Genomic DNA, 8,550 nt, shown 5'->3' on the forward strand with positions numbered 1-8,550 from the left:
TTAGGCTGGTCAGGTGGTTAGAAGTACAAGCCCCTGGCTTTAGACATGGGGTTGGTTTCTACGGAGTCCCTGACTTTCGGGATGCGGGCAGTGAATATTGAGACAGTAGGTCATTTTCCCCCTCCCGCGTCAATTGGGGGAATCCAGGGCGTGTCTGTGCTGTCACAGGTTGAGGGTGGAGATTTCCCCGACGCGACAGGGAGCAAAAGAGCGACGATGTTGAGAGGAAGGACCATATTTTTGCAATGCTTGGCGATGTTTTGCTGTAGCATATCCTTTGTTATTTGTCAAGTCATATTCGGGATATTTTGCAGCCAAGCGGCAGATCAGTTCGTCGCGCCAGACTTTGGCGAGGATACTGGCGGCGGCGATCGCCACAGAAGCGCGATCGCCCTTCACCAGAGTGTGTTGGGCGATCGGCAAATCGGGGATTTTTTGATTTCCATCCACCAAACACAAAGCCGGGGGAACGGATAATTTGAGAATGGCGCGTTTCATCGCCAGCAAAGACGCCTGCAAAATATTCAGGCGATCGATTTCGCGCACTGAAGCCATCCCGATACCGAGGGCGATCGCGCGGGAGCGAATTTCCCCCGTCAGGGCCTCGCGCTGCTTTGCGGACAACTGCTTGCTGTCGGTGACCCCGGCGGATTGCAAATCAGAAAGCTGAGATTTCGGTAACATCACCGCCGCCGCCACCACCGGACCGAACAAACAGCCGCGTCCCACTTCATCCACCCCAGCGATCGGTCCGGGGTAAGACATTTCATCCACCCCGGAAAGGGAGAAGGAACCAGGTTCCCAGAGACTAAGCTGTTGTGGCGATTGTGACGACATATTCTGACGATGATGCATAAACAAATCCCAAACAGAAGTCCTTGGCGAGAGCCGCCAAGGACAAGCGAATCAATCTTAGCTTTCCACAGCAGAAGAGCGACGACGGCGGCGACGAGTTTTCAGCACCGGGCCATAATCGTCCTCACCTTCATCAGACTCAGAAGCATCCTCCTCATCCGACACATTGGCGGGAGAATTGTCCGACTCGGGGAGGGAAGTTTCCGCTTCCTCCGGTTCAGAATACTCCACCTGGGAGGTGGTGTTGGATTCTCCCGGTTCTGTTACCGAGATCGCCGCCGATTTGGGATTTTTGATGTCGCGATCGCAAAGGATTAAGGGAGAAATGCCCATCAGAGCGTAAATATCCTGCTCCTCCGGGGTCATTTCAATTTGAATCACTTCGGTAGAAGAGCCGCCCCCTTGGTCGTAGTCGCGCATCCGGCGAGAGCTACGCCCTTGCTCGGATCGACCCTCATTCCCACCGGAATAAGCCCCCGCATCGGCATAGCTTTGCGATCCAGTCCACTCGGCTTTTTCCCGGGTAGAGGGGAAAGTCGTTCCTCCCCGGGTATTCGGTCTGGTGGTTTCTGTGGTGGACTCCCCTTCGCCGATATCCAAACGGCGACGACGGCGACGGCGAGTGCCCGGGAGGCTCAATTCTTGATAGCTGGGATGATTGAGCAAATCGAGATCGGACAGTTCGCTCGTCGGTTCGTACTCCGCCACGTCGCGCGTGGGGGTTTCCGGGGTGCGATCGGCTTTCACCGGTGGAGGCACAGTGCGTTCTGGCGCTTCCGGTGCGGGTTGCAGAGGTTGTGCTTCCGGTTCCGGTTCGCCAGGGAAATGAGCCATATGACCCAAACCGCCACAAGTGGGACAGGGGCGACTAAACAGTTCGTAAACATTTTGGCCTTGGCGTTTGCGCGTCAGTTCCACCAAACCCAGTTCGGAGAGTTGAGCGATTTGCGGGCGAGCTTTATCGGCTTTTAGGGCTTTGTTGAAATGTTCGAGGACCTGCAGCTGGTCGCGCCGCGAATCCATATCGATAAAGTCGATAATAATCACGCCGGCAATATTGCGTAAGCGCATCTGACGGGCGATTTCCGTAGCGGCTTCGCAGTTAGTCCACAGCACCGTTTCGCGAGAAGTGGCGGACCGAGTAAACGAGCCGGAGTTGACGTCGATTACCGTGAGCGCTTCTGTAGGTTCGATAATGATGTAACCGCCAGAGGGCAGGTCTACCCGAGGTTTGAGCGCTTCGCGAATCGCCGCATTCACCCGGAAAAATTCCAAAATAGAGCTGCGATCGCGGTGTTCGTCAATTAACACCCCTTGGGGCGATTTGCCGCCACTCCAGTTCATTAAATGTTGCTTGACCCGCTTCACGCCACTGCCCGAGTCTACGACGATGCGATTCACATCAGCGCTGTACATATCTCGCAGCACCCGCTGGATAAAATCATCGTCCCGGTTTAACAAGGCAGGTGGGCGCATTGCAGCGGCTTCCCGTTGGATGTCCTCCCATTGTTTTTGTAAAAACTCTAAATCTTCCAGAATGGCTTCTTCGCTGACCCCTTCGGCTTCGGTTCGCACCAGCAACCCCATTCCAGAGGGTTTGATCAGAATCGCCAATGCGCGCAAGCGGTTGCGTTCGGTTTCGACCCGGATCCGCCGGGAGAGATTCACCCCCCGCCCGAAGGGCATCAGCACTAAATAGCGACCCGGTAGGGTGATATTGCCCGTCAGCCTCGGTCCTTTATTGCCGGTGGGTTCTTTCATCACTTGCACCAGCACTTTTTGCTGAGGTGCCAGCAGTTCGGTGATGGTTCCGGAGGAACGCTTCAGGCGCAACGGGCCGAGGTCGCTGACATGGATAAATCCATTGCGTTCCGGGTCCGTGATATTGACAAAGGCGGCATCAATTCCGGGGAGGACATTTTCCACCACCCCTAAATAGATATCGCCCACTTGGTGGGTTCCCGTGGCAACTACCAGTTCTTGAATCTGATCTTCAGAAAAGACTGCAGCAATTCGATGCTGCTCCGCGATAATAATTTGCTTCGGCATTCAATTTCCTCAAAACTTAGGCGTAAGCGTCAGCTACTTGCTTTTTGTTCTTTATTCTTTCTCATCGCTCCCTTGTCCAATGGACCGATGAAGGCACGAATGTGTAGCTATAGACAAAACGAAACTTGCTTTTCACGTAGGGAGAATTAACGATCGCCCCTGTGGGGGAAAAAGCTAGAGCGACTGCGATGTTTCCGCCACCGGATAGGGTGGAATCGATAGCTTTCACTCAGAGTTGCGCCGACATCTTTGTGCAAAAAAGGTGCAAAAGAGCCGGATAAATTTCGGTAGAGATATTGCATCAAACATCTCTACGAATGGCGGCGTTGAATTCATTTAAAGTCTGAAAGCATTGCAGGTGGATCGCAAGCCAGCATCTCGTGCTTGGGTTCGCTCAGAAGCGCGATCGCGCGTCGCTTCCAGCGACAATTCCTGGGGGGCGCTGTCTTATTATAGAGCGAATGGTCTGTTTAGAAAACCGGATCCCCTCGCCCCGAAGCGGTTCGCTTTGCGTTCCAGACCCTAAAAATTTGCCATCCTGAGCGCGGGAGTGGAACCCTTCTCGCCCTGGCCTTTTTACCCCATGAGTGGAAGCCTGACTTTTTTCCGCCTTCCGGGTGACAGAATCGGCGGTCGTACTTCCCCCCACGCATTTGGCACCGCCGAGAGGGCTTGTTCGTTCCCGAGAGGGTGCTGAAAACCGGACGTTCTCCGGTGGGCTTCGCCTCTCGGCGTCAGTTCAATTTCAGCCTTGCACCCACCAGCAACCGCCAGTCCGCGACGTTGGGTCGAGAAGCTGGGTTGCTCCGGGAGTCAGAAACTTCTGGCCCATCACCTGCTTTCTTTTTGATGTTAGCACTTTCTTTGCTTTTTTCAAGCGCTCTTAAATCATTAGATTTGTCTAACAATGTTCGGGGATAAAGCGGTGGTGTCCGTTTCTTTCCCTCCAACCAGACTGGACCGGCAAAGATGCCGGCGTCTGGGAAAAATAGAAAAGGTTGAATGTCGGGAGGCTAGAAATTGATAAAAACAGAATTGACCTGGCAATGACTTCTTAATTCTTAAGAAATCATTCCTCTCCGGAGAAGGGGAGAAAAGGGACGGGAGTTGTAACACCTGCTTTTTCAATTTTTTGGCTTCAAGCAGCCCATCATTCATCGGCCAAAATCAACTGTTGTCGATGGGTATGCAAAAGCTGGAATTCCCCGCTTTCGAGTTGCTCGAACAGATAAAGCACATGAGCCGGGCGCAGCAGGGTACCATCATTGCGACAGCTCCCGACAAACCGCACCACCGCCGTAGGCATGGTGGGGTCGTCAGAGGTATCGATCGCTTCGAGTTCAAACAGGCGATCGCGCAGATTCACCTGTTTTAACTTGCCCTTTTTCGTCTTGTGTTCCCACCAAATCTCATCCTGAGCCAGAATGCGATCGATCCACCCTTGCCAGGATTGGGCACTGGCCGGATCCTGACCCTCATCCGATGCGATCGCGCCGATGGTCAGCAAATACTCGGCGCGCTCTAACTGCTGACTGGCGGAACGCGCCTTCACATCCACTTCCCGAATCTGGTAAATCGGCATATCCTGCGGCAGCTCAGCGCTCAACCGCTCTTGGAATGCGGCCACATCCATCGGTTCGGTCAGTTCGAAATCCACGATTTCGCCGCTCGAGGTGGCACCCAAGCTCAGGGCATTTGCCGGAGAGATGCGCGGTCCGGGATGGTAGCCCCCGGTAAAGGCGATCGGCAAATCCGCACGACGCACGGCGCGATCGAACAAGCGCATCAAATCCAAATGACTCAGCAGCGCCATATCCCCCTGTTTACCCATCCACACCCGCAGTCTTTGGGCGCGGGTTTGGTTGGGCTGAAAATGTCCCTCAAATTGCGGAATCGCAGGTTGCTCTACCACAATATTGTGACCGAAGTCAACCCCACAGACGCCACAGTGAGAGCAGCCGGCAAACGAACAATCCGGCACCGTTGCCGCTTCTCCCGCGCGCAACAGGTCATCTTTCAACCACTGCTTATCGATGCCGGTATCCAAATGATCCCACGGTAAAGGCGCATCCAGAGACGCCGTTAGATCCGCATTTGCCGAGTCCATCACGTTCCACTCGCCATTTTCCACTTGGCGGTATTTCCAACTCAACCCCGCTTCGTCAATGGCTTGCGCCCAAGCACCAAATGCCCGGTCCAAACTTTCCCACCAAGAATCCATGCCGGCACCGAGTTCCCAAGCGCGACGCACCACCGGACCGAGACGGCGATCGCCTCGTCCCACGAAGTCTTCCATCGCCGAAATCCGCACGTCTGTGAAGTTCGCCTTTACCCCCTTCATCCGGCGAAATTCCTCGCGCAGCATGTCCTGCTTGTGCAAAAACTCCGAAGTAGACACGGAATGCCATTGGAACGGCGTATGGGGTTTCGGCGTAAAGTTGGAAATCGTCAGGTTGAACGACAGCCGTTTGCCCGAAGGCGTGCGACACTGTTGCCTCAACCAATGAACGGTTTCGGCAATTCCGAGCACGTCGGCTTCGGTTTCTCCGGGTAAGCCAATCATAAAGTACAGTTTGACTTTATCCCACCCTTGTTCTGCAGCGGTTTTGACCCCGCGCAGGAGTTCTTCGTTGGTGAGTCCTTTATTAATGATGTCGCGCATCCGCTGGGTGCCGGCTTCCGGGGCGAAAGTCAGACCGCTTTTGCGGGTACCGCCGATGATGTTGGCGATATTTTCGTCAAAGCGATCGACCCGCTGACTGGGGAGGGAGAGGGAAATATTGCTGTCTTTGAGTCGATTTTTGATTTCCATTCCCACGGCGGGAAGGGCTAGGTAGTCGGAACAGCTTAATGAGAGGAGGGAAAATTCGTTGTAGCCGGTGGCTTTCATCCCCCGCGCGATTTCATCGACTACGGTTTCGGGTTCTACATCGTGGGCGGGCCGCGTCAGCATTCCCGGCTGACAGAAGCGACAGCCCCGGGTACAGCCGCGCCGAATTTCCATCGTCAAGCGATCGTGAACGGTTTGCACGTAGGGCACTAAGCCGATGGAATATGCCGGAATCGGGGTAGCTACCCGGCGCAGAACTTTTTCCGGCACCCCGGGACGGTTGGGATGGACCGATCCATCCTCCGCCATATCGTAGAACTGCGGCACGTACACCCCGGGAATTTGGGCTAAATCGAATAGGATTGCTTCGCGAGTCACTCCGGCGGCTTTGCCTTCTTCGAGAACCATGCCAATTTCTGGGAGCAGTTCTTCTCCATCTCCCAAGGCGATGAAGTCGAAGAAGTCGGCGTAGGGTTCCGGGTTGGAGGTGGCAGTTTGACCCCCGGCAAAAATTAAGGGGGCGCTACCAGTTTCTACGTTCCACGGGCGATCGCTACACCGTTCTTTCCCGGTTAGGGGAATCCCCGCCAAGTCCAACATTTCCAGGATGTTGGTGGCCCCGAGTTCGTAACTGAGGCTGAAACCGAGGATATCGAAGTCACTCAGCCACCGCCGCGACTCCACCGCAAATAGGGGCGTCTCGGTGGCTTTCAGTTTTTCGGCCAGATCCTTTGCGGGTAAATAGGCGCGATCGCATAGCTGTCTCGGTTGCGCGTTCAAAATGTTATAGAGGATGATATGCCCTAAGTTGGAGGCCCCCACCTCGTAAATTTCTGGGTAGGTCAACACCCAGCGGACGGTCGCACTCTCCCACGGTTTATGCACCGATCCCAACTCGTTGCCTAGATAACGCGCCGGTTGCAAAATTTCTGGTGTTAAAAGTTTTTCTACTGCGACTGCCACGGCAAAACTCTACTTTCTTCCTGCTGTTTTCTCTGTCCACAACAAGTGGGTCGCTTGATATTAACTCAAAACTGTGATAATAAGCTTGTGCTTAGCGCTGAAATATCGGCACTGACTCGATCGACACTGCGCGGTTGGATTGACGCTCTTGAGTGGCGAAACTCAGAGTGGAAACAAACTGAGCAGCGCTCCTGAGCGGCGATCGAGTACACCATCGACCCACTCAACGGTTATTTTTTACCTTACCTTAATAGTATAGAGGACAACAGCAGTTTCTCTGCGACAACGCAACTCTTCATCTGCTATAGCTCTCCGCGTCTCCTCCACCCTTTTTCCCCATCGGATTGCTTCTAAAGGGGAAATCCTGTTTTCTACCCAACCCTACCCCCCAATCCTGGCGCTTTCGCGTAACCCTAACCTTTAGGGTCAACGATGGGGGGATAGAGAATTTTTGGCCGCCGGTTGGGGTGGGTTTGCAAGACAAACGCATCTAATGCTCTATATAAGGCAGAATCGCTGTTTGATGAACTAAAATTTGCGCGATCGCTTTATAGGTTAGTTGTCAACTTGTTATTTAAACGTCGCTTCAGTGGTTATTGAGATTAATGGGGGATTATTGAGAAGGCTCGCTCGCACTAAATCAAACCGAAAGCTTCTATTGTTTTCCAGGTATCAGTTCCAGCAATAACAGCAAAGATGCCTAGGGTAATAATATCTATTCACAAGTAGTATTTTCTTCGATAGCCTCTCGGTACTTCTCGGTCTAAAAAATAATCAACTATAGTGATTTTAGCTTTAATTATTCTCTATTTTTTGTAGAGAATAATTCCAATTATTGTCAGTAAAAAGCTGATTGAAAATTGAGGTTAAATAATACTTTACCCGGTTGCGTTTAACTCGTTTAACTCGTTCCCCAGCGACTTTTATCCCGGAAAATTTTTTACCATAAAAATCAGGCGATTTTACCTCAATGGTGGATGGGGAAGAATTCGCCTGTTTTAAAAAGGGCATTGGAATTGTACGTTGGAGGGGGACTCGCAGGGAGGCGATCGCCTGTACTCTCTTCTCGGTTATCTCAATGCGGCTTCAAAAGCGGCACGATTGGCAAAAATTTCAAATACGCGATCGAGTTGGGTCAGTTCAAACAAGATCCGAATTGAAGGTGAAACGCTACACAGACTAAATCTGCGTTTGAGTTTTTGGGCCAGACTCAATGCGGATACCAACGCCATAAGTCCGGCACTATCGAGAAATTCGACTCCCTCCATATCCACCAGTAAAGGCAGGTTGGTGGAGGACTGCACGGCTCTAGTCAATCGTGCCTGTAGCTGCGCCGCATTGGCAGCATGGAAAGAACCTTCTAAGTGTAAAACATTAATCTGGGGGTTTGCGATCGCCGTAACCATATTTTCACCTCATTCGGTCTGGGTTTGTCAATGTTGTTCAATGCTATGCTTTATACATAGCTTTTCCGAAACCAGATTGAAAAGCCTTTTCGGTTAGTTTTGCCAAATCTTTTTACTTTCTGGTGGTTTTGTAAAGTTTTCAGTAAGAACGAGAAAAAACAGTATTAATTGATACGAAAATAAAAGGAATCAGAGATGAGGATCCAAAAAATCAGTTCAAAATCATAAGATTATACCAGAAAGAGGGAAAGAGCGCAACGATCGCGATCGCCAATCCACGGGGGAGATTATCACTCTTGTGCGGAGAAATTCAGCAGAAAATGAGGAGTAGATGTGGAAAAGTCGCTCTGGATCCATAATAAGGTAAAGCCGTCAGCACCCCGCTCTAAAGAGACGGGGCTTCTAGCCCCTGACTTTAGGTAGCTGACCAGCCTAAGCCCTACGAGG

The 8,550-nt window shown here is 52.2% G+C and carries 4 protein-coding genes; all 4 read right to left on the bottom strand.

What is annotated here, in order from left to right; all coding sequences use genetic code 11:
* Positions 1–162 precede the first annotated feature (162 nt).
* Positions 163–765 (bottom strand): ribonuclease HII, encoded by a 603-nt coding sequence (locus AC0QH1_RS13340; RefSeq protein WP_324631646.1) that lies wholly within the window; start codon positions 763–765, stop codon positions 163–165.
* Positions 766–912: 147 nt separating this feature from the next.
* Positions 913–2,904 carry a ribonuclease E gene (gene rne, locus AC0QH1_RS13345; protein ID WP_324631643.1) on the bottom strand — a complete coding sequence of 664 codons (1,992 nt, stop codon included), beginning with the start codon at positions 2,902–2,904 and terminating at the stop codon, positions 913–915.
* Positions 2,905–4,054: 1,150 nt separating this feature from the next.
* Complete coding sequence (locus AC0QH1_RS13350; RefSeq protein WP_324631644.1) at positions 4,055–6,697, bottom strand: TIGR03960 family B12-binding radical SAM protein; 2,643 nt, start codon at positions 6,695–6,697, stop codon at positions 4,055–4,057.
* Positions 6,698–7,767: 1,070 nt separating this feature from the next.
* A complete protein-coding gene (locus AC0QH1_RS13355) occupies positions 7,768–8,103 on the bottom strand; it encodes an STAS domain-containing protein (protein WP_324631645.1) in 336 nt (111 codons plus the stop codon).
* Between the last annotated feature and the right edge of the window lie 447 nt (positions 8,104–8,550).

This window comes from Phormidium sp. CCY1219 (assembly GCF_055795085.1).